The organism is Leifsonia sp. 71-9, from assembly GCF_001898805.1.
Taxonomy (GTDB): domain Bacteria; phylum Actinomycetota; class Actinomycetes; order Actinomycetales; family Microbacteriaceae; genus Leifsonia.
Genome location: NZ_MKVJ01000002.1, coordinates 146939 through 168021, shown reverse-complemented (window position 1 = coordinate 168021; position 21083 = coordinate 146939). Strand labels below are relative to the sequence as shown.

Below are 21083 nucleotides of genomic sequence, written 5' to 3'. Positions count from 1 at the left end.
GCGGGAGGCGCGGCGCATGCTCAGTCGAGCAGGAGCGCCGGCTCCTCGATGATGGAGGCCACGTCGGCGAGGAAGCGCGAGGCGACGTCGCCGTCGACGACGCGGTGGTCGAACGAGGCGCCGACCGTCGTCACGTAACGCGGACGCACCTCGCCGTCCACGACCCACGGCTTCTGCTTGATGGTGCCGAGCGCCACGATGCCGACCTCGCCCGGGTTCAGGATGGGCGTGCCCGTGTCCATGCCGAAGACGCCGATGTTCGTGATCGTGATCGTGCCGCCCGCCATGTCCGACGGCGGGGTCTTGCCGTCGCGCGCGGTGAGGGTGAGCTGCTCGAGCGACTTCGCGAGGTCGAGGAGCGTCATGCTCTGCGCCTCCTTGACGTTCGGGACGATCAGGCCGCGGGGCGTGGCCGCGGCGATGCCGAGGTTCACGTAGTGGCGGATGATGATCTCCTCGTCCGTCCACGTGGAGTTGACGGTCGGGTTGCGGCGCACCGCCCAGATGATCGCCTTCGCCACGATGAGCAGCGGCGAGATCTTGATGCCGACGAAGTCGGCCGAGTTCTTGAGGCGCTTGATGAACTCCATCGTGCGCGTCGCATCCACGTCGACGAAGAGGCTGACGTGCGGGGCGCTGAACGCGCTCGTGGTCATCGCGTTGGCGATGGCCTTGCGCACGCCCTTGACCGGGATGCGCTCCTCGCGGTCGTCCGGCCACTCCGGGGTCTGGATGTTGCGGAACACGCTCGCCTGGGTCGCCTCGCGCAGCACGTCGTCCCGCGTCACGTCGCCGATCGGACCGGTCGGCGTGACGGTGGTGAGGTCGACGCCGAGGTCCTTGGCGAGCTTGCGGATCGGCGGCTTCGCGATGACGGGCGCACCGGTCGAGACCGCGTGCCCGGCGGGGGCCTGGGCGCTCGGCGGCGCCGGCACGGAGGCGGGCGCAGCGACCGGGGCCGGGGCCGCAGGCGCGGGGGAGGCGGGAGCGGCCTGGGGAGCGGTGGGTGCGGGAGCCGCGGGAGCGGGCGCAGCGACCGGCGCGGCCGGGGCCTGGGTCGCGACGGGGAGGGCGGCCGTGCCCGGGTGGGTGACGCGGCGCCGACGGCTGGTGCCGTGGCCCGCGGAGCCGTAGCCCACCAGCACCGCGCCCGGCTTCGGCTCGTCCACCTCGTGCGACACGCTGGCCGCGGCGTCGGCGGCGGCCTCCGCCACCTCGCTCACCGGGGCGGCGGGCTCACTGGACGCGGCCTCCCCGGTCACGGTGATGATCGGGGTGCCGACCTCGACGGTCTGACCCTCGGAGACGAGGAGCTCGCCGACGGTCCCCTCGAACGGCGACGGCAGCTCGACGAGCGACTTCGCGGTCTCGATCTCGACGATCACCTGGTTGACCGCGACGGGCTCGCCCGGTGCGACCTTCCACGAGACGATCTCCGCCTCGGTCAGGCCCTCGCCCACATCGGGCAGCAGGAACTGGGACTCGCTCATGTGCGACTTCTTTCGGTTGGCGCGCTCAGTAGGCGAGCGCGCGGTCGACGGCCTCGAGGATGCGGTCGGCGTCGGGGAGGTAGACCTCTTCGAGCTTCGCCGGCGGGAACGGGGTGTCGAATCCGGCCACGCGCAGCACCGGCGACTCCAGCGAGTAGAAGGCCCGCTCGGAGACGGTCGCCGCGACCTCGGAGCCGACCGAGACGCTGCCCGGCGCCTCCTGCGCGACGATCAGGCGACCGGTCTTCTGCACCGACTGGACGAGGGGGCCGTAGTCGACGGGGGAGAGGGAGCGGAGGTCGACGACCTCGATGCTCCGGCCCTCCTCGGCGGCGATCTCGGCGGCACGCAGCGCGACGCTGACCATGCCCGCCCAGGCGACCACGGTCACGTCGGTGCCGGTGCGCACGACGCGGCTGGCGTGCAGCGGCGTGTCGTTCTCGACCAGGTCGACCTCGCCCTTGGGCCAGTAGCGGCTCATCGGCTCGAAGAAGATCACGGGGTCGTCCGACTTGATGGCCTCCTGGATCATCCAGTAGGCGTCGTGCGGCGTCGACGGCGCCACGATCCGCAGGCCGGCGGTGTGCGCGAAGTACGCCTCCGGGGCCTCCTGGTGGTGCTCCACGGCGCCGATGTGGCCGCCGTGCGGGATGCGGATCACGATCGGCATCGAGACGGCCCCGCTGTGGCGGTTGGTCATCTTGGCCAGCTGGGTCGTGATCTGGTCGAAGCCGGGGAACACGAATCCGTTGAACTGGATCTCGACGACGGGCCGGTACCCGCGCATGGCGAGCCCGATCGCGGTGCCGACGATGCCGGCCTCGGCGAGCGGGGTGTCGACGACGCGCTGCGGGCCGAACTCCTTCTGCAGGCCCTCGGTCACGCGGAAGACGCCGCCGAGCGGGCCGACGTCCTCACCGAGGATGAGCACCTTCGGGTCGTCGGCGAGCGCGCGACGCAGTCCGGCGTTGAGCGCCTTGACGAGGGGGAGGTTCTGCACGGGCTCCTCGGGGGCTGCCGGTGCGGCCGGGGTCGCGATCGCGGCCTCCTGCTCACCGTCGGCGACCGCCGCGTCGTCCGTTGCGGCGGCTCCGGCGTCGCCGCCGATCTCCGCCTCCCCGGCGGCGAGCGCCTCAGCGGGCTGCTCGTCCGCCGACGCCGCCGACGCCTCGGCCGCGACATCCGCCGCGCTCACGTCGTCGATCGAGAACTCGCGCGTCCACTCCTGCTCGGCCACGTGCTGCTCGAGCACGCGCGCGTCGGGGTCGCTCTCGACGATCTCGACCACGTCGATCGCCTCCGTGTCGGCCTGCGGCTCGCTCGAGGCGTCGTTCGCCTGCTGCCCCTCGTGACCGTCGATCAGCTCGGCCTCCACGTACTCGGCATCACTCCGCACCTCGTTCACGCGTCACCTCCGAAGGACGACTCGTATTCCTCGAGCCAGCGCCGCTGCTCCTCCATGACGGGGTGCGGCTCGCTGTAGACGTTGTCGAACATCGACTGGATGGGCGGCGGCCCCAGCTGCAGGGTGCGCTTGCGCACGTCGGCGGCCAGGTCGGCCCCCTCCTCCTCGGCGCTGTCGAAGAACGCCTGCCCCATGCCCTGCTGCTCCAGGAACGTCTGGAAGCGCAGGATCGGGTCCCGCTCCGCCCAGTAGGCGGTCTCCTCGTCGGTGCGGTACTTCGTCGGGTCGTCGCTCGACGTGTGGGCGCCGATCCGGTAGGTCAGGGCCTCGATCATGCTCGGGCCCTCGCCGTTGCGGGCGTCGTCGAGGTGCTTCGCCGTGACCGCGTACGAGGCGAGGACGTCGTTGCCGTCCACCTGCACACCCGGGATGCCGAAGCCGCTCGAGCGCAGGTACAGCGGGGTGCGCGACTGCGTCGACACCGGCACCGAGATGGCCCACTGGTTGTTCTGCAGGAAGAAGACCTGCGGGGTCTGGTAGCTCGCGGCGAAGACGAACGCCTCGCTCACGTCGCCCTGGCTCGTCGCGCCGTCGCCGAAGTAGGCGATGACGGCGGCGTCCTTCTCCGGGTCGCCGGTGCCCACGGCACCGTCGAACTTGATGCCCATGGCGTAGCCCGTCGCGTGCAGCGTCTGCGAGCCGATCACGAGCGTGTAGAGGTGGAAGTTGTTCACCGCCGGGTCGGTCGGGTCCCAGCCGCCGTGCGTGACGCCGCGCAGCAGGGCGAGGATGCCGACGGGGTCGATGCCGCGCACCATCCCGACCACGTGCTCGCGGTAGGAGGGGAACAGGTGGTCCTGGGGCTTCGCCGCGTGGGCGGAGCCGACCTGGGCGCCCTCCTGCCCGACGCTCGGCACCCACAGGCCGAGCTGGCCCTGGCGCTGCAGGTTCGCCGCCTCGATGTCGAAGGCCCGCACGCGCACCATGTCGCGGTAGAAGCGGCGGTAGTCGTCTTCGTCGAGACGCTCCAGATAGGGGAGGTACTCGCCGGCCGCGTCGCTCGGCTGGAACCGGCCGTCAGCCGTCAGCAGCTGGACGGTGTTCGCCGGGCGCGGAGTATCGTTCGTCGCAACCACCGTTCTAACCTAACCGCTTGGCGGGGTGGTCAATTGGTAGGTTCCGCACAAGATCGGCGGCCACCTCAAGGAGTTTTTCCACAGATTCCTGCTCTCCCACACTGATCCGGATGCCTTCGCCGGCGAATGCACGCACGGTCAGCCCGGCATCGAAGAAGGCGTCGTTCGCGGCCTCCGTCTGCGCTCCGGTCGCGAGCCAGACGAAGTTGCCCTGCGCCTGCGGGACGACCCAGCCCTGCTCGACCAGCGCATCCCGCAGCCGGTCGCGCCGCATCGCCACGCGAGCGACGCGCTCCATGAGCTCGTCCTCGGCCTCGATGGAGGCGATGGCCGCGACGCGCGACGCGTCGGTGACCGACAGCGGGATCGCCGCGGAGCGGGCCGCGTCCAGCACGGCGACCGGTCCCACCGCGTAGCCGATGCGCAGCGCGGCCAGGCCGTAGGCCTTCGAGAACGTGCGCAGCACGACGAGGTTCGGGTAGCGCGAGAGCAGCGGGATGCCGTCCACCGAGCCGTCGTCCGTGACGAACTCGTAGTAGGCCTCGTCCAGCAGCACCAGGAGGTCGCCCGGCACCGACGCCATGAACGTCTCGAACTCGTCCGCGGTCACGACGGGCCCGGTCGGGTTGTTCGGCGTGCACACGATCACGACGCGGGTCCGCTCGGTGATCGCGGCCGCCATCGCCGCCAGATCGTGGCCGCCGTCGGCGCGGTTCGGCACCTGGATGCTGGTCGCGCCCGCCACGGTCACCAGTCCCGGGTAGGCCTCGAACGACCGCCACGCGTAGACGACCTCGTCGCCGACGCCCGCCGCGGCCGAGATGAGCTGCGCGAGCAGCGCGACCGAGCCGCTGCCCAGGTGCACCTGCCCGACGTCGACGCCGTGCCGCTCGGCCAGGCGCAGCCGCAGGTCGGCCCCGCCGGCGTTGGGGTAGCGGTTGAGCTCGCTCAAGGTGGCGGCCACGGCCTCCACCACCGAGGGGAGCGGCGGGTACGGGTTCTCGTTGCTGGACAGCTTGAAGCCGTCCGCCGGTGCGGCCCGTCCCTGCCGGTAGGCGGGGACCGCCACGATCTCGGGCCGGAGCTTCACGCCGAGCGCGTCTTCGGAAGTCACCTGACCAACTTAGTCGCGCCCGCATTCCTCCGGGGGAATTCCTTTGCCGGGCGCCCCTGTCTGGATTCCGCCGCGCCTGGGATGATGGGCGCATGCGATTCCTGCTCAAGGTCATCATCAACGCCCTGGCGCTGTGGCTCACGACGCTCATCGTGAGCGGCGTCTCCGTGCACCCGTTCGAGGACACCACCTCGGCCACCGTGCTGACGTACCTGCTCATCGCGGTCATCTTCGGCGTGGTCAACGCGGTCATCGGCACGGCCATCCGCGTCGTCGCGTTCCCGATCTACATCCTCACGCTCGGGCTCATCTCGCTGGTGGTGAACGCCCTCCTGCTGCTGATCGTCTCGTGGATCAGCGACGCGATGGGCTTCGGACTGCACGTGGACGGCTTCTGGGCCGGTGTGCTCGGCGCGCTGGTGCTCGGCATCATCGCGTGGCTGTTCGGTCTGATCGTCCGCCCCAACCGCAGCTGACCGGGGCGGGAGCGCCCGGCGCGCGGTGATGGGAGAATAGGCGGCGAACCCCACACGCCGATCCTCGCGAGGAGTCCCATGACCGCCCTGCCTCCCCAGCCCCTGAGCCCTCTGGACGGCCGGTACCGCTCCGCCGTCGCCGAGCTCGGCGACCACCTCTCCGAGGCGGGCCTCAACCGGGCGCGCGTGCAGGTCGAGGTCGAGTGGCTCATCTACCTCACCGGGCACCGGATGTTCGGCTCGTCGCCGCTGTCGGCCGAGCAGATCCGCTCGCTGCGGGCCCTGGCCGACGGGTTCGGCCAGCCCGAGATCGACCGGCTCGCCGAGCTGGAGGCCACCACCAAGCACGACGTGAAGGCGGTCGAGTACCTCGTCCGCGAGCGCCTCCACGCCCTCGGCCTGGACCACATCGTCGAGCTGACGCACTTCGCGGCCACCAGCGAGGACATCAACAACCTCTCCTACGCGCTCACGGTCAGCGCCGCGGTCAACCGGGTGTGGCTGCCGAAGTTCCGCGCCGTGGTCGCCGAGCTGCGCGCCCAGGCGCTGCAGTACCGCGACGACGCGATGCTCGCCCGCACCCACGGTCAGCCGGCCACGCCGACGACGATGGGCAAGGAGCTCGCGGTGTTCGTCCACCGTCTGGAGCGCATCCGCAAGCAGGTCGAGCAGACCGAGTACCTCGGCAAGTTCAGCGGCGCCACCGGCACCTTCGCGGCGCACCTCGTCGCCGACCCCGGCGCCGACTGGCCGCGCATCTCGCGCGAGTTCGTCAGCAGCCTCGGCCTGGACTGGAACCCGCTCACCACGCAGATCGAGTCGCACGACTGGCAGGCCGAGCTGTACTCGCGCATCTCGCACGCCAACCGCGTGCTCCACAACCTGTGCACCGACCTCTGGACGTACATCTCGCTTGGCTACTTCCGCCAGGTGCCGGAGCCCGGCGCGACCGGCTCGTCGACGATGCCGCACAAGGTCAACCCGATCCGCTTCGAGAACGCCGAGGCCAACCTCGAGCTCTCCAGCGCCGTGCTCGACTCCCTCTCGCAGACTCTCGTCACCAGCCGCCTCCAGCGCGACCTGACGGACTCGACCACGCAGCGCAACATCGGCGTCGGCCTCGGCCACTCGGTGCTCGCCCTGGACAACATCCAGCGCGGCCTCGGCCAGATCTCGCTCGACCGGGACGCCCTCGCCGCCGACCTCGACGCCAACTGGGAGGTGCTCGCCGAGGCCATCCAGACCGTGATCCGCGCCGAGGTCACCGCCGGCCGCTCGACGATCACCGACCCGTACGCGCTGCTCAAGGAGCTCACACGCGGCAAGCGGGTCGACCACGCGGGCCTCACCGAGTTCGTGAACGGCCTCGACATCAGCCAGGCGGCCAAGAACCGGCTCCTCGAGCTCACGCCCGCCGGCTACGTCGGGCTCGCCTCGGAGCTGGTCGCGCTGCTCTGACCGCATCCCTCCCGCGAACGCGAGAGGCCGCCGGCGTCGTGCCGGCGGCCTCTCGTGCGTCGGGGACGCGGTGGTCTGCGGTTCAGTGGCCGGAGGGCTTGTCCTTGTCGCGGGACTCGGCGTCCTGCTCCAGGATGTCCTTCACCTCGGCGGCGTTCGGCTTGAACGCGAGCGCGAAGAGCGCCATGAGCACCAGCGCGAGGATGAACGCGACGCCGAAGAAGATGCCGGCGAGGAGGAACTCGCGGGTCGCCATCAGCACGATGAGGCCGGTGAAGATCCCGAGCCCGCCCGAGATGGCGAGCAGCTCGACGGGCAGGAAGCGGTCGCGGCGGGTCGGTTTGAGGCTGGAGGTCACGCTGGGGGCTTTCTTGTCGCGCTTGGTCACGAGGTCTCCGTCCGTCCCGCGACGTCGTGCGACCGCGTCGCGGAGCGCAGGGAGACGGCGCCGATGCCCTGGAAGACGCCGACGATGACGGCCCAGGCGCCGAACAGCCCGACGGCCAGCAGCGCGTCCGCGGGGACGAGGAGCAGGACCAGTGCGAGCACGGCGGTGAGGGCTCCCGTCACCAGCCAGTCGCGGGCGGCGGCGTCACGGCCGCGGTCGCGGAGGCCGCTGTAGAGCTCGAGGAAGCCGGTGAGGGCTCCCCACACGGTGACGAGGTAGAGGAACAGGCCGAGGCCGCTGCTCGCGAGCGTCAGGGCGAGCACGCCCGCGACGACCCCGATGGCGCCCTGGATGACGAAGAGGGTGCGGGTCAGCGAGCGCGGCCCGAACACGAACGTCAGGACGGCGGTGGCGATGCCGTCGGCGATCGCGAAGCAGCCGAAGACGACGAGCCCGAAGACGGGGGTGTGCGCCCCCTGGGTGAAGGTGACGACGACGGCCGCGATGAGCGCGATGACGGCGCGCACGGCGGGGACGACCCAGTATCGGCTCGGAGTCTGAATCCCCTGGATCTGGGCAGGAACGGCGGGTGCCACTCGGCGACCTCTCTCATACAGGTTTCCCGTCCAGTCTAGCCGTGGCCTACCTGCGCGTTTGCCGCGCGCGGGTGCCGGCGACCGCTACGATCGCGCCATGCGGATCGGTTTCGGCGCCCTGCGCGCGGTCATGGCCCTGGTCACCCTGGCGGCGATCATCGCCCAGCTCGCGAGCAGCATCGCCCAGACCACGGACAAGGGCGGCAGCATCGCCGGGCTCATCACGAACTTTCTGAGCTTCTTCACGATCGACTCGAACATCGCGACGGTGGTGGTGCTGGCCATCGGCGCCGTGCTGCTCTTCATCCGGTCGGACGACGATCCGGGATGGTTCACCGCCCTCCGTGCCGCCGTCGTCACCTACATGGTCACCACCGGCGTGGTCTACAACCTCCTGCTGCGCAACATCCCGCTGCCGCAGGGTCAGACGGTGGCGTGGTCCAACGAGGTGCTGCACGTTATCGCGCCGCTCTACATGCTGCTCGACTGGCTGCTCGCGCCGGGCCGTGCTCCGCTGCGCCGGCGGGTCGTCTGGGGCATCGCGGCCTTCCCGATCGTGTGGGCCGTCTACACCCTGCTGCGAGCGCCGATTGCCGCGGACCCGAACACGGGCAAGCAGCCCTGGTACCCGTACCCCTTCCTCAACCCGGCGACCTCGGCGAACGGCTACCTCTCGGTGACGTTCTACATCGTGCTGATCGCGGTGGTCATCCTCTGCGCCGGGTACGGCGTGGTGTGGGTCTCGCGCCGCTGGCGGGGGAGCAGACCGCTCCCGGCCGAGAGCGGGTCGGCGGCCTGATCAGCGGACCGCGGGCCGTCCCATCCTCGGCTCGCGGGCACGGGAGGCTGCGTCGTCCTCGCGTCCCGACCAGACCACGACGGCGGTGATGGCGCCGATGGCCAGCAGGAAGGCGCCGGTCGGGGTGACGCGGTCGGCGAGGCCGTGCTGGGCGCACAGGGCCGAGACGATCCCCGCGGCGGCGCCGGCGAACGACACCACGGCGAACGAGTAGGAGACGGCTCGGGCCGCGCCGGTCTGCACGAGGCCCGTGACGATGAGGGCGGCGGCGGCGATCAGCCACACGGCCGCGAGCGGGAAGGCCAGGGCGAGGCCGATCGTGTCCCGCAGCAGCAGGCCGGGGACGAGGTAGACGACGGCGGCCGCGAGCAGCAGCACGGTCCCGAGGCCGAGGTAGCCGAGGAGGCGCGAGCGCTCGGTGCTCAGGCGGTCCAGCGGGGCGCGCAGCGCCGTCCAGGTGAACGCCAGCGAGAACGCGACCACCGCGAGTGCGACCGCGCCGGCGCTCTGCAGAAGGGGGAGGAGGATCGTGTTCATACCTCCATTACAGCGCCGAGCGGACGGCCGCGCGTCATCCCGCAGGATGATCCGGGTGGTACGCAGGAGGGCCGCCTCGTGATGAGACGGCCCTCCTGCTTCCGCGTGATGCTAGGCGTCGCGACGGGCTCCGTGGGCTCCGCGGCGGCGGCCGAGCAGCAGCGCGACGCCCGCGGCCAGGAGCGCGGCCGCGATGGCGGCGAACGCTCCGATCGCGATGCTCGAGCCGGTGGAGGCGAGTGCCGGCCCGCCGGCCGCAGCGGCGGTGGCCACCGTGACGGATACCTGCGAGGTGGAGGCCGCGAACGAGGCGTCGCCGCTGTAGCTCGCGGTGACGGCGTGCGTCCCGGCGCCGAGGGCCGTCGTCTGGCAGGACGTGGCCGGCAGCGTCACCGTGCACAGCGTGCGCCCGGTCGCGTCGGCGAACGTGACGGTGCCGGTGGCGCCCGTCGGCAGGCCGGTCGCGGTGAGCGTCACGGCGCCGCTGGCGAACGCGTGCCGGGCGGCGAGCGTCGTCGGCTGCGGTGCGACCACCAGCGTGAAGGTCGATCCCGTGGCCGGCTCGTGGTTGTCGTCGCCGCTGTACTCCGCGTGGACGGTGTACTTGCCGCCGCGCAGGGTGTCCGGGATGGCGCAGGTCGTCTCGGGCAGGGTCGCCGTGCAGAGCACGGTGCCGTCGTCCGTCACGAACGAGATCGTCCCGGTGGCGTCCTTCGGCAGACCGTCGACGGTGACGTCGACGGTCTTGCCGTGCGTGACGGTCACCGTGTCCGGGTCGGTACCGCCGGGTCCGTTGCCGCCCTGTCCGGGTCCGCCGTTGTCGATCGTGGAGACCGCCTTGCGGACGGCCAGCGTGGCCTCCGCCGAGCCGGCCGCACGGTAGACGCCGTCCCCCGAGTACGAGACGGTCACGGGGTACTCGCCCGCGGCGAGCGTCGTGCCGGTCGGGCAGCTGGTGACCGGGAGGGTCGTGGTGCACAGCGTCGTCGTGCCGCTCGTGAAGGTGAGCGTCCCGGTGGCGTCGGCCGGCAGACCGGTCGCGGAGAGGGTCGCCGCGGTGCCGTACGGCACCTCCGTGGGGGCGACCGTGAGCGCGACCGACGTGGACACCTTGGTGACCGTGACGGTCAGTTCGGCGCGGTCGGTGCCCGCGACAGCGACGTGATCGTCGTCGCCGGCGTAGCCGACCAGCACCGTGTGCGTGCCGATGTCGCCCGCCGCCGCGGTGCAGCTGGCCACTCCGGCCGCGATCGTGGCGGTGCAGAGCACGTCGCCCGTCGCCGCGTCGGTGAACGTGACGGCACCGGTCGGCGCGGTGGCCGCGGATGCTGCGCTCGAGGCGATCGTCGCCGTGAGCGTCGCGGTCGCACCGTGCTCGACGGTCACGTCGCCGGCGGTGACGCGCACCGGCTGCTTCTGCACCGCGATCGTGCCGGAGACCGTGACGGCCTCGGCGTCCGTGGAGGCGACGACCGTCGAGATCGTCGCGCTGCGGGCCTTGCCCGAGACGGTGTACGGGAGGGACAGCGTCGGCAGGTCGGTGCCCGGCTGGATCGGCGAGGCCTCGCTGACCGCGAAGTCGCACGTCTCGACCTGGCCCAGGATGGTGCACGTCCATCCGGTCGGGAGGTCGGTCGGCTGCGTGGGCTGCACGTTCGCCGGGAAGGTGGTCGTGGTGCGGACGAGCTGCGACTCGGTTCCGCCCGCGGTCGTCACCGTCGGGGTGATCGTGTAGTTGCCGGTGCCGGCGTGCGCCACCGAGGTATCGCCTCCCGCGGTGGCCGAGAGCACGGGCACCGGACCGGCGGCCGTCTTGGCCTCCAGGTAGTTGACCTCGTGGATGTCGGACGCGCCGCCGGTGCCGGCGACCCAGCCGTAGGTGAGCTTGTACGGGTATCCGGTGGCCGGGTCGATCCACGATGCCGGGATGGAGGCGGCGTTGGACGTGGGGGAGAGCGTCGGGAGGGATCCGCTGAGGACCTGCTGGCTGCCGCCGATCGGAGTGAAGATCACGGCGAACTGACCCGCGGCGACCGTGACGGTGGTCGCCCGCTGCGCGGCGATCGGGTTCGCGGTCGGGTTGATGACGATCTCGACCGGCACCTTCGCCTGGGCGCGGGAGGTCGCTCCCACCTTGCTCAGGGAGCCCGTGAGGGGCGTGTTGGCGGTCGACTTCACCACGCAGTAGCCCGTGGTCCCGTTGCCGGGGCCGCGCACCGTGACGCTGTCCGGGTACCGCACGCGCGTCGGCGTCAGGCTGCAGCCGTTGCCCTCGAAGTCGGGGTGGTTGAAGTTGCCGTACCGGTCGAGGCCGATGCCGAGGTAGGCGTGGGCGAGGCCGCTGCCGGACTTCGTGCCGCTGTAGCCCAGCGATCCGCCCAGCATGCCAATCTGGGTCGGGACCGCCGGGTTGTACGGGTCGGTCGCGGCCAGGTAGAAGACGATGCCGTCGGCCGTGATCCCGGTCTGGTCGGGCGCACCGTTGTACTGGTAGCTGTCGAAGATCGCGTCGATGCCCTTGGTGATCGGCACGGACTGCTTCGCGCCGACGCCGCCGGTCTGGTTGAGCGTCGCGGACGTGAGGCGCAGCGCACCGCTGCCGTCGGCATCCGCTGCTCCACCGCAGCCCGGGATGGTGTCGGTGGCGGTGGTCGTCGTCGTGGTGCGAGCAGTCAGACACGCCTTGTTCGTACCGGACGGCGCGCCGGGCAGCGTGTAGCCGCTGCCCGCGGTCGTCCCGGTGAACCCTTCGTTGACGAAGGTCGTCTGGGCCGGCGGCGACGCGGGGTCGGCGTACGACGCCGTGGCCCCGGTGAGGACGAGTGCGGCGACGCCGAGAGCGGCGACGCCGGAGAAGAGGGAACGGGAGATCGACGCGACCGTTGCGGGACGGTCGCCTGTTTTCGGGCGCAAAGAAACCTCGGGCGGGTACGGCGGCGCTAGGACGCGCCGGGTTCGGGTAGGAGTGCCACCTTGGGCCGGTCGTGTCGGGTGCGAACCAGCGGTGGGGCGGCTTCGGTGCTCAGTCGTTATGACATTAGTGAGTTCTCAGGGTCCGGAATGCCCGAAATCGCCCTCTTTCCCTCGAATTGGGGGCAACGGAGCCGTGTGTAGACTGCGGTCATCGCGGCCGAAGGGGGAACGTGATCGACATGCAGCAGGATGAGGACGGCGTGTTCCGGCCGACAGGCCCCGACACCCCGCTTCCGTACGGCCTCCCGCAGGATCCGCAGGAGCCCTACGTCGCCATCGTCGCGCCGAACATCGACAAGATCTCCTCCGCCGCCTTCACCCCGCACACGCTGGCCGGTCGCCGAACGCGGCGCGGACTCGTCGCCGTCGCCGCCTCCGTCGCGGGCGGCCTGGTCGTCATCGGCCTCGTCGTCGCCGTGCAATCACTGATGGCGCTGCTCGGCGCGGACTAACCGCGGCGTCGCGCCAGGTTCACTGCGTTGAGCAGGTAGCCCCCGGCGATGGCGAGCCGGTACCTCGTCTCGCTCGACACGCTCCGTGGGTCGCTCAGCGCGGCCTCCACGTCGTCGGGGTCGAGTCCGATCAGTCGCGCGATGTTCAGCGTCGTCAGGTGGAACTCGATCGTCAGCGTCTCGTAGATCGCGACGAGGCGCTCATCGTCGTCGACGGCCAGTCCCTCCGTCAGGAGCACCGGGAACACGGACAACCGTGCGATCTCGTCGTCCGAGAGCACCTGCGGTCGAGCGGTGAGACCGATCGGCGCGCCCGCATGCTCGTCGAGGAACGCCCGCAGCCGCTCCGGCTGGATGCCCGTGACGGCCTGCAGCGCCTCCTCGGAGAGGGCACCGGCCTCCAGCAGCCGCTTCAGCGCGGCCATCGGGTCGAACGCCTGCGTCGTCATGGAATCGAGCGGTCCCTTCTCGTGGTCGGGCTCCAGGGCAGGCTAGTACGGACGGCTAGGCTGCGGACATGGTCGACGTCGCTTCGGTCGCGGATTCCTACTGGGCGGATGTCTTCCAGGCCAGTGGGGGAGAGGTGTGGCCTGGAGGCGTGCACACGACCTACGCCGCCGACGGTTGGGACGGGGTCTATGTGATGAGTGTCGGGTCGTGCATCCGGATCCGCGCCCAGACTGCGCGCGCGGCACAGATCCAGCCGCTCGTCTCGAGCGGCACCCTCGCCGACCTCATGGATCCACGTTTCTGGGAGGCAGGGCTCCGCGACCTGCGCCCGCACGTCCTCGGGCCTGCATCGCACTTCCTCTCCACCGAACGCACCATTCCTCGTGCCGTTCCGGCGCCGCCGGTCAGCACGACGGAGCTTGAGGCCTTCCTCGCCAGAGAGGACGAGGCCGAGATCGACGAGGCCGGGATCCTCGACACCGGCTCTCAGCTGTTCGGCGTCCGTGTCGACGGTGGTCTGGTGGCCGTCGCGGCTCTGTCGGAGTGGGCCGGAGCACGGAGCGATGTCGGCGTCCTGACGTCTCGGCACAATCGCGGCCGCGGATACGGCGCCGCCGCTGCAGCGGCAGCACTCGATTCTGCGATCCGGCACGGCGGCGGGTTCGCCCGCTGGCGCTGTCGCGACGACAATCCAGCCTCCCTCGCGATGGCGCGGCGGTTCGGGCTGACCTTCTACGGGCGGAATCTCGGAATACGCCTCAGCACGGAGTGATCGGACTCATGCGATGCGCGGGCGACCGTGAGATCCCTCTCACGCGCGCGTGGTCCTCCCAGGCGCATAATCGCAGTGGGATGAGCGGACGGAGGACGTCGTGAAGCACACGATCTTCGTCGTGGTGTACCTCGTCGTCATGGGCGGGCTCATCGTCACGCTCGATGTGCTCTTCCTCCGCGAGCACTTCTGGTGGCGGCTGGGAACGAACATCGGGATCGTGGTCGTCTTCGCGGTCGCCTACCTGCTGTGGCTCAAGAAGGTGTTCACGTAGCAACGCGCCACGGGACCGCGACCACCTGGACGTCGTCTTCGTGGACGATCCGCCCCGGGTCCGCGGTCTCGACTCTCTCCCACGCCACCTGGTGCGCATCCAACAGCTCGGTGTAGAGCGTCGTCTTCTGGATCAGCTCGACGGCAGTGAGCTTGAACCACGCGACCGCCCCGGGATGGACGGCACGATCGTAGACGGCCGGGTCCGCCAGCGTGGGCTCTGCGTAGGCGGCCTCGAACCAGTCGTTGCTGCGCCTCCACAGTGCGTACTCGTCCGCGCTCAGCCTCCCGGCGCGCGCGAGGCCGTTGGCGAGCGCGAAGACACCGACCTGCACACCACGCGCATTCGCGGTCGCCGAACGGAATCGCACGAAGAGGGGTGCAGGCATCGGCCTCATTCGCCGCAGGCTCCTGCCTACAACCAGTCGGACACGTCGGTCATCGACCGTCGTCCGTGGTCGGTGGCCGCGAGCGTGCGGATGGTGATGTCGACGTCGTCGTCGCCGACGGTTTCGCGCCAGGTTCCGACGAGCTCCGTCAGGATGCGCCCGGACTCGGCCAGCATCAGGTTTCCGCGCGGGGTGGGGTTGAGGCGCCGCTCACGTCTGTCGCGCGGATTGATCTCGCTGTGCAGCAGCCCGAGCGCACCGAGGGCCTGGGCCGTCTTGGCGGCCGCCTGTTTGGAGACGCCGAGCCGTTTCGCGAGTTCGGTCGCCGTGCATCCGCCGCCTATCGCCTGCATCGCCATTCCGTGGAGGGCCCGCACATCGCCGAACCCCCGCTCGGCCAGACGGCGATGCAACTCGTCAATCAACCCTCGGAAGCTCGCCAGAAGGAGGAAGGGAACCGCATTGTCAGGCAGGTCGTCGTGCACGAGCCCATCCTATCTTGACAGTCAACCTCGTTGACCGTTATCGTCAACCTGCTTGACCGATTGGAGCACCATGCTTCTGACGAAGCCCGAAGATGCAGAAGAATTCACCGTGCACGGCGTGCTATTCCGTTCATACGCACGCTCGGCAACCGGTGCCGGCACACTCGGCGCCTGGCAGGCCGCCTTCCCCCCGAATACGCCCGGCGTCCCGCACCACATGTCGGTCGAGGAGGTGTTCCGCGTCCTCTCCGGCAGGGTGCAGGTGGAGATCGGCGACGAGCGCGCCGAACTGCTTCCCGGCGACGCCGTCACCATTCCCGCAGGATCCCGCTTCCGCGTCAGCAACGAGACCGAGGAACCCGCGACCGCGTGGATCGTCACCCCGCTCGGAATGACCTTCACGATCGAAGGGACCACGAACACGGTCAAACCGCCGTGGGCGCAGTGAGGGTTCATTCGCCACGGCGCGGGCTTTCAGGACGCTGAGCCGTCGCGATCTTAGAGTGAAGGGATGTCGCCGCCCTTGAGGAAGTTCCGACCTGGAGAGCGAGTTGTCTGGCGGCCGCCGGTCGGCTGACCGAACACACCGATTCAGAGCTCAGCAGCTGAAGGCTGAGCGAATCGTGGCGTCGTCCGCTCAGGGTCCGTTTCGGCGTGAGCAGATGCGTCAAGATCGAATCATGCGACGGTCGAGAGTGCATGTGTTGGGAGCAAGCGGTAGCGGCACGACTACCCTCGGTCGGGCGCTGGCGGACTGCTGGTCGGTTCCTCACGCGGACGCAGATGACTACTTCTGGGTGCCAACAAGCACGCCATTCGTTCAGAAGCGGTCAGAGGACGCCCGGCTGGCCCTTATGCGCGACGTGTTCGTGCCACGCGAAGCATGGGTTCTTTCCGGGTCGGTGAGCGGCTGGGGTGACAGCGTCGTCGCGGAGTGCGATGCTGTCGTCTTCTTGACGCTCGATCCCGAGGAGCGGCTGCGACGCCTCGAGTCACGGGAGGCCCGACGTCGCGCCGTCATGGAGTTCGATGAGGTCGCTTGGTCGGAATTCCGCGACTGGGCCAGCCGTTACGACGACCCATCGTTCGATGGCAGGAGCCGTGTCACCCACGAGGCATGGCTCAATCAGCTTGATCGACCGGTCCTCCGGCTCGACAGCGCGAAGCCCGTGCAAGAACTGCGCGACGCCGTTCTGAGTTGGGAGCCTCGCTCATTCCCGCGTGCGTGACGCCCGCTGAGGATCTCGGACTGCAAGCGCGGCGCGGCTAGGGTTGGGAAACGCGAATTCGCGCCGCCGCAGTCGTTCTCGATGGTGACGATGTTCTTCTGATCAACCGAAGAAGTGACGGGCGCGCTTACAGCGTGCTTCCGGGCGGCGCAGTCGAGCGCGGCGAAAGCCTCGCCGAGGCGTGCATACGGGAATTGCGCGAGGAGACCGGTCTAGAGGGTCACGATTCGGAGCTGATCGACGTACCGGTCGATCTCGAGGCGCCGGCGTTCTACTTTCGGGTGCGCGTTGACTCGACCGATCTGACGGTTGGTGAGCCCGAGGCTAGCCGAGCGTCCGAGACGAACACCTATGCACCGACATGGATCCCCGTATCCCAGACCCATCTCCACAACTACTCCGTGGCGCTCGGTCGAATTACGAGGTGCCGCACGTGCTCCCGGTCACTCGCGCGACGGGCTGCGATCGGAGTTCGGTCTGTCCGGGCCGCGTCGGTGCCGCCAGGCCACTTCGAGGATGATTCGGACCGTTGCGTAGGCTGCGCCGACTATTCCGATCGCCCACCACGGCAGGCCTAGGAAATACCCGCCAATGCCGATCGCTGCGACGGCGATGAGCCCTGCCCAGTCCCATTTGGCCATATTCAGCTGCAATTCTTGCTAGAGGTTGAGATGAACTTGTTCGACCCCCCGAGTCGGGTCTGATAGCAGGAAAACCAACCGTAGCTCCTATTGTTCGACATCGCGATGATTACCTTGGTCAGCCGCTCGAACGAGATCGACCCCACCGCAGCACAGGCGATACGCGCGAACCAAGCGACATAGGGGGGCAGCTTCACTTTCCCGTTGCAGATGAAGTATCCGCTTGCGCCCCCAACCGCTATCACGGCGGCCGCGATGGTCTTCATTTGTCCGCCGGTTAGGTTTATGTACAGGCCGGGACCTTGAGCGTAGCCGAAGGTGATCAGCGGGTCTGCAACGACGGGGAACGCCGTGTTGGCGGTGAAGTCCACGATCTGTGTGAGCTGATTTCCGCTGATCTCAAAGTGGGTGGGCACGTTGCCGCCGGTAGCGTCTTTCGCCCACGGGGCGGGGATAAAGCCGACCATGTCGCCGTTCGTGTTTGTGATGCTCACCGACCCATCGGCCTCGAGTTTCAAGGACTGTTCGGCGGGTAGGGCGAGTGGGTAGATGTAGGCGTGTGGCGCTGAGGCGTCACGGATGGTTGTGGCGATCTGGACGCGCCCGTCGTCCTTGGTGACAGGCACGGTGGTGGTTGCATTGGCGCCAGCGTAAGTAACCACCCCAGGTGTCTCGGGGGACGCGTTACTCGTGCCACCGTCGACCGGCAGACCGATTTTCGCGGCTGACGCCGGGAGTGTAGTGGTTGCGCCCGTATCCGGATTCGTGATCGCCTGATCGGTGGTCGAGACGGAGATGCCATCGGTCGGAACGGTGGGGACCACCACCTTGGTACCGTCCTGGGAAGTTGCTTGGGCTGCAATAGCGCCGCCGCCCGTGGTTGCGGCGAGATTCGCGAAGACGGTGGGGTCTGCTTTTCGGATGGAAGCGACCGCGTCACTGGGGGTTCCGTCGTTCAGGCCAAAACTGTATTGGACAGGAGGGGTTGGACCAGCCTGAGTTACCAGACCTGCCGTGATCTTGTACCAGCCCGAGCGGTTGGGGATGTTCACCGTGGTAGTGAGGCCCGAACTTGCGCTGACGGGAGTGAAGTCAGCTGTGGGAGCCTCATTGAGGGTCGTCACCAACTCAGTTCCGGCGATCCCGTGGGCATCCACAGTGACGGTGCAGGCGATGGGCGACGTAGGCAACGTGTCGGTCCAGCCGCCGTTCGTATACGGCGCGGGACAGGCGATCGACATAGTCGGGGCCTTGATGCTCACAGTGACCCTGGGCACCGCGACGGCTGCTGCAGGAGATTGTGTCGCTGAGAACGTGGTGACACCGTCGGCAAGCGGTGCGCCTGGGATGCACTGCCAGCTGCCGACTGTATCTACAGTGCTTGTGCAGATTGGGCTGCCGGCCGCGGAGACGGTGATCGTGGCGCCAGCGTTCCCAGTACCTGCTATGACCGGCGTGCTGGTGCCGAGTACTTGACTGGTTGTCGGGGTGCTGATCTGAGTGACCAGAGGCGAGTAAAAGCCCTCGACGTCCAGAATGAAGTGGACGGTGTCACCAGAGACGTTGTGAAGCTTGATCGACCCGTCAGCGCCTACTGGAACAGTAACCAGGTTCGTCTGCGAGCTATTTGAGTAGTTGATGTTGTGGAACGGGTTGGGTTCCGTCTTACCGCTCGGCCACAGGCGAGCGAATCCTTTGCCGGTGAGAGCGATCGCCTGATCCCACTCGATCGGCTTCAGCCCGAGCGAACGCAGAAAAGTGAACATCGAATCACGCGCAGCGGCATTTCTGCCGTGCACAACGAACACTTTCTCTACGTTAGCCATGCGGCAAAGCTACCCATCGCCGCCGACATCGGCCAGCGCTCGTATGGGGGTCGAGGTCCGAAACGCCGTTGCGCCGCAAAGCGGGCGCGACGATGGGAGCAATTGGCTGGACGGCTGATTACCGTATACATGTCCCACAAAAGGGCCGGCGAAGAGGCGTCTATCTCTACAGATACGCCACTCGCCTTGAGGCGGACTTCCGACTCGACCCGCGACCCGCCTTGTCCTTGATCGGAAGCGTCGCGAGCACTCTTCATCGGTCGATACAGCGCGAGGTCGGGCGACAGAACCCGCCACTTAGATTGTCCACCACACGAAAACGGACAAGCTTCGCGGCGGGGAGACAATCTACGGCGACGGTCGACATTACAGCCTTACATCGGCGCCATGTCGGCGAAGCGGGAGTACATGCCCTGGAAGGCGACGGTGACCGTCTTGGTGGGGCCGTTGCGGTGCTTGGCGACGATGAGGTCGGCCTCGCCGGCGCGGGGGTTGTCCTTCTCGTAGGCGGACTCGCGGTGGAGCAGGATGACCATGTCGGCGTCCTGCTCGATCGAGCCGGACTCGCGGAGGTCGCTCAGGGCGGGGAGCTTGTCGGCGCGCTGCTCGGGGCCACGGTTCAGCTGTGAGAGGGCGATGACGGGCACCTGCAGCTCCTTGGCGAGGAGCTTGAGGGCACGGGAGAACTCGGAGACCTCCTGCTGGCGGCTCTCGACGCGCTTGCCGCTCGTCATGAGCTGGAGGTAGTCGATGACGACCATCTTCAGGCCGACGCGCTGCTTGAGGCGGCGGCACTTGGCGCGGATCTCGACGAGGGTCATGTTCGGGCTGTCGTCGATGTAGAGGGGGGCGTCGTTGATGCGACCGCGGGTGGAGGCGATGGTCGTCCAGTCCTTGCTGTCGACCTTTCCCTTCCGCATGCTCTGCAGCGGGACGGTGGCCTCGGCGGAGAGGAGGCGCATCGCGATCTCGCTGCGCCCCATCTCGAGGGAGAAGAAGATGGTCGGCATGTCGTGCTTGATGGCCGCTGCGCGGGCGAAGTCGAGCGCGAGGGTCGACTTTCCGAGCGCGGGTCGGGCGGCGACGATGACCATCTGGCCGGGGTGGAGGCCGTTCGTCAGCTCGTCGAGCTCGCTGAACCCGGTGGGGACGCCGGTCATCGAGCCGTCCTTGTGGCTCGCCGCCTCGATCTCGTCGATGGCGACGGTGACGGCTTCGGTGAGGGGGACGTAGTCCTCGGCCTCCTGGGCGCCCGTCACCGAGTAGATCTCGGCCTGGGCGTTGTTGACGAGGTCGAGGACCTCTCCCTCGGCCTTGTAGCCCATCTGCGTGATGCGCGTGCCGGCCTCGACCAGTCGGCGCAGCAGCGCCTTCTCGGTGACGATGTTGGCGTAGTAGCCGGCGTTGGCCGCGGTGGGCACGAGGCTGGTGAGCGTGTGCAGGTATTCGGCACCGCCGGCGCGGGAGAGCTCGCCGAGCTTCGTCAGCTCGTCGGTGACGGTGATGACGTCGGTGGGCTCACCGTGCGAGTAGAGCGAGAGGATCGCGTCGTAGATGATCTCGTGCTTGGGGATGTAGAAGTCGGTGCCGCGCACGACCTCGACCACGTCGGCCACCGCGTCCTTGCTCAGCAGCATGCCGCCGAGCGCGCTCTGCTCCGCGAGCAGGTCGTGAGGAGGAGTCCGCTCGGTGCTCCGAGCCTCGGTCGCTGGTGCGCCTCCGTCGGCGAGGCCGATATGGGCGATCGACACGTTCTCTCCTCACTCTGACCGCAGCATCCACGCACGCGTGGTCGCAGTCTCAGCTTCGCCGCCAGGCCTCGAGGCGCCCGCAGGCGCGCCGCCGGTTCGACGACCGGCGATCTCCGGCTCGGGAACCGCGCGCCGGAGCGTTCCGATGGTCTCTCCGACCACCGACAGAACCGGTCCATCCGGCGGGCGTTCCATCGGCGTCGGTTCACCCTACGAACCCGGCAGGGGGTGCACAACTCGGCCTGTGGATAACTGTGTGGAGAATCTGCGCGAAACGCCGCGGTGCTTGTGCAGAACATGTGGGGAACTCTGTGGACAGGGAAGATATTTCTGTCGAAAAATAGCCGCTGAGCAGGTTTTTTTCTATCCCCAGGTTGTGTGTAGAAAGTAGTTCGGGGACTGTGGTGAAACACGTTGTCCGGGCGTGTCGCCCTGTGTACAAG

At 68.8% G+C, this 21083-nt stretch carries 22 protein-coding genes; 9 read left to right on the top strand and 13 right to left on the bottom strand.

The features are described from left to right. Positions 1-20: 20 nt before the first annotated feature. The 4 genes from BGO91_RS02595 to BGO91_RS02580 form a co-directional block, all read right to left on the bottom strand. Complete coding sequence (locus BGO91_RS02595) at positions 21-1490, bottom strand: dihydrolipoamide acetyltransferase family protein (protein ID WP_290471314.1); 1470 nt, start codon at positions 1488-1490, stop codon at positions 21-23. 25 nt (positions 1491-1515) lie between these two features. After that, positions 1516-2490, bottom strand: a complete 975-nt coding sequence (locus tag BGO91_RS02590) for an alpha-ketoacid dehydrogenase subunit beta (RefSeq protein WP_290471326.1) — start codon at positions 2488-2490, stop codon at positions 1516-1518. A gap of 401 nt (positions 2491-2891) precedes the next feature. After that, on the bottom strand, positions 2892-4031 hold the full coding sequence (gene pdhA, locus BGO91_RS02585; protein ID WP_290471313.1) for a pyruvate dehydrogenase (acetyl-transferring) E1 component subunit alpha: 1140 nt from the start codon (positions 4029-4031) through the stop codon (positions 2892-2894). Positions 4032-4035: 4 nt separating this feature from the next. Beyond that, positions 4036-5145: a histidinol-phosphate transaminase gene (locus BGO91_RS02580; RefSeq protein WP_290471312.1), complete on the bottom strand. Its 1110-nt coding sequence runs from the start codon at positions 5143-5145 to the stop codon at positions 4036-4038. Between the two features lie 92 nt (positions 5146-5237). Between BGO91_RS02580 and BGO91_RS02575 the strand changes: the two genes are divergently transcribed. Both BGO91_RS02575 and purB read left to right on the top strand, forming a co-directional pair. After that, positions 5238-5621 carry a phage holin family protein gene (locus tag BGO91_RS02575; protein WP_290471311.1) on the top strand — a complete coding sequence of 128 codons (384 nt, stop codon included), beginning with the start codon at positions 5238-5240 and terminating at the stop codon, positions 5619-5621. A gap of 78 nt (positions 5622-5699) precedes the next feature. Then, positions 5700-7079, top strand: coding sequence for an adenylosuccinate lyase (gene purB / locus BGO91_RS02570; RefSeq protein WP_290471310.1), 1380 nt, complete (start codon positions 5700-5702; stop codon positions 7077-7079). Positions 7080-7161: 82 nt separating this feature from the next. Here the strand turns inward: purB and BGO91_RS02565 are convergent, their stop codons facing one another. Continuing rightward, on the bottom strand, positions 7162-7467 hold the full coding sequence (locus tag BGO91_RS02565) for a hypothetical protein (RefSeq protein ID WP_290471309.1): 306 nt from the start codon (positions 7465-7467) through the stop codon (positions 7162-7164). After that, complete coding sequence (locus BGO91_RS02560; protein WP_290471308.1) at positions 7464-8063, bottom strand: DUF308 domain-containing protein; 600 nt, start codon at positions 8061-8063, stop codon at positions 7464-7466. Before BGO91_RS02560 ends, BGO91_RS02565 begins: the two co-directional genes overlap by 4 nt. 97 nt (positions 8064-8160) lie before the next feature. Between BGO91_RS02560 and BGO91_RS02555 the strand changes: the two genes are divergently transcribed. Further along, on the top strand, positions 8161-8862 hold the full coding sequence (locus BGO91_RS02555) for a Pr6Pr family membrane protein (RefSeq protein ID WP_290471307.1): 702 nt from the start codon (positions 8161-8163) through the stop codon (positions 8860-8862). On the opposite strand, the gene BGO91_RS02550 is transcribed toward BGO91_RS02555, so the two are convergent. Continuing rightward, positions 8863-9399, bottom strand: coding sequence for a hypothetical protein (locus tag BGO91_RS02550; protein WP_290471306.1), 537 nt, complete (start codon positions 9397-9399; stop codon positions 8863-8865). A gap of 111 nt (positions 9400-9510) precedes the next feature. Beyond that, positions 9511-12312 carry an Ig-like domain repeat protein gene (locus BGO91_RS02545; RefSeq protein WP_290471305.1) on the bottom strand — a complete coding sequence of 934 codons (2802 nt, stop codon included), beginning with the start codon at positions 12310-12312 and terminating at the stop codon, positions 9511-9513. 230 nt (positions 12313-12542) lie between these two features. Between BGO91_RS02545 and BGO91_RS02540 the strand changes: the two genes are divergently transcribed. After that, a complete protein-coding gene (locus tag BGO91_RS02540; protein WP_290471304.1) occupies positions 12543-12824 on the top strand; it encodes a hypothetical protein in 282 nt (93 codons plus the stop codon). Here the strand turns inward: BGO91_RS02540 and BGO91_RS02535 are convergent. Beyond that, positions 12821-13273, bottom strand: coding sequence for an HTH domain-containing protein (locus BGO91_RS02535; RefSeq protein WP_290471303.1), 453 nt, complete (start codon positions 13271-13273; stop codon positions 12821-12823). The genes BGO91_RS02540 and BGO91_RS02535 overlap by 4 nt on opposite strands. Before the next feature lie 68 nt (positions 13274-13341). Between BGO91_RS02535 and BGO91_RS02530 the strand changes: the two genes are divergently transcribed. Both BGO91_RS02530 and BGO91_RS02525 read left to right on the top strand, forming a co-directional pair. Beyond that, positions 13342-14046, top strand: a complete 705-nt coding sequence (locus BGO91_RS02530) for a GNAT family N-acetyltransferase (protein ID WP_290471302.1) — start codon at positions 13342-13344, stop codon at positions 14044-14046. A gap of 100 nt (positions 14047-14146) precedes the next feature. Further along, the gene (locus tag BGO91_RS02525) at positions 14147-14320 is read left to right on the top strand and encodes a hypothetical protein (RefSeq protein ID WP_290471301.1); all 174 of its coding nucleotides are present in this window, start codon (positions 14147-14149) and stop codon (positions 14318-14320) included. Here BGO91_RS02525 and BGO91_RS02520 read toward each other — a convergent pair. Together BGO91_RS02520 and BGO91_RS02515 are read right to left on the bottom strand one after the other, a co-directional pair. Further along, a complete protein-coding gene (locus BGO91_RS02520; protein WP_290471300.1) occupies positions 14313-14708 on the bottom strand; it encodes a hypothetical protein in 396 nt (131 codons plus the stop codon). The genes BGO91_RS02525 and BGO91_RS02520 overlap by 8 nt on opposite strands. Before the next feature lie 26 nt (positions 14709-14734). Continuing rightward, positions 14735-15193 (bottom strand): MarR family transcriptional regulator, encoded by a 459-nt coding sequence (locus BGO91_RS02515; protein WP_290471299.1) that lies wholly within the window; start codon positions 15191-15193, stop codon positions 14735-14737. Between the two features lie 70 nt (positions 15194-15263). Between BGO91_RS02515 and BGO91_RS02510 the strand changes: the two genes are divergently transcribed. From BGO91_RS02510 to BGO91_RS22140, 3 genes are all read left to right on the top strand, one after another. Further along, the gene (locus tag BGO91_RS02510; protein ID WP_290471298.1) at positions 15264-15641 is read left to right on the top strand and encodes a cupin domain-containing protein; all 378 of its coding nucleotides are present in this window, start codon (positions 15264-15266) and stop codon (positions 15639-15641) included. 214 nt (positions 15642-15855) lie between these two features. Beyond that, positions 15856-16422, top strand: a complete 567-nt coding sequence (locus BGO91_RS02505; RefSeq protein WP_366925285.1) for an AAA family ATPase — start codon at positions 15856-15858, stop codon at positions 16420-16422. 56 nt (positions 16423-16478) lie between these two features. Continuing rightward, positions 16479-17000: an NUDIX domain-containing protein gene (locus BGO91_RS22140; RefSeq protein ID WP_366925284.1), complete on the top strand. Its 522-nt coding sequence runs from the start codon at positions 16479-16481 to the stop codon at positions 16998-17000. A gap of 65 nt (positions 17001-17065) precedes the next feature. Here BGO91_RS22140 and BGO91_RS02500 read toward each other — a convergent pair whose 3' ends face one another. Together BGO91_RS02500 and dnaB are read right to left on the bottom strand one after the other, a co-directional pair. Further along, on the bottom strand, positions 17066-18889 hold the full coding sequence (locus tag BGO91_RS02500) for a hypothetical protein (protein WP_290471296.1): 1824 nt from the start codon (positions 18887-18889) through the stop codon (positions 17066-17068). A gap of 374 nt (positions 18890-19263) precedes the next feature. Further along, complete coding sequence (gene dnaB, locus BGO91_RS02495; protein WP_290471295.1) at positions 19264-20640, bottom strand: replicative DNA helicase; 1377 nt, start codon at positions 20638-20640, stop codon at positions 19264-19266. Between the last annotated feature and the right edge of the window lie 443 nt (positions 20641-21083).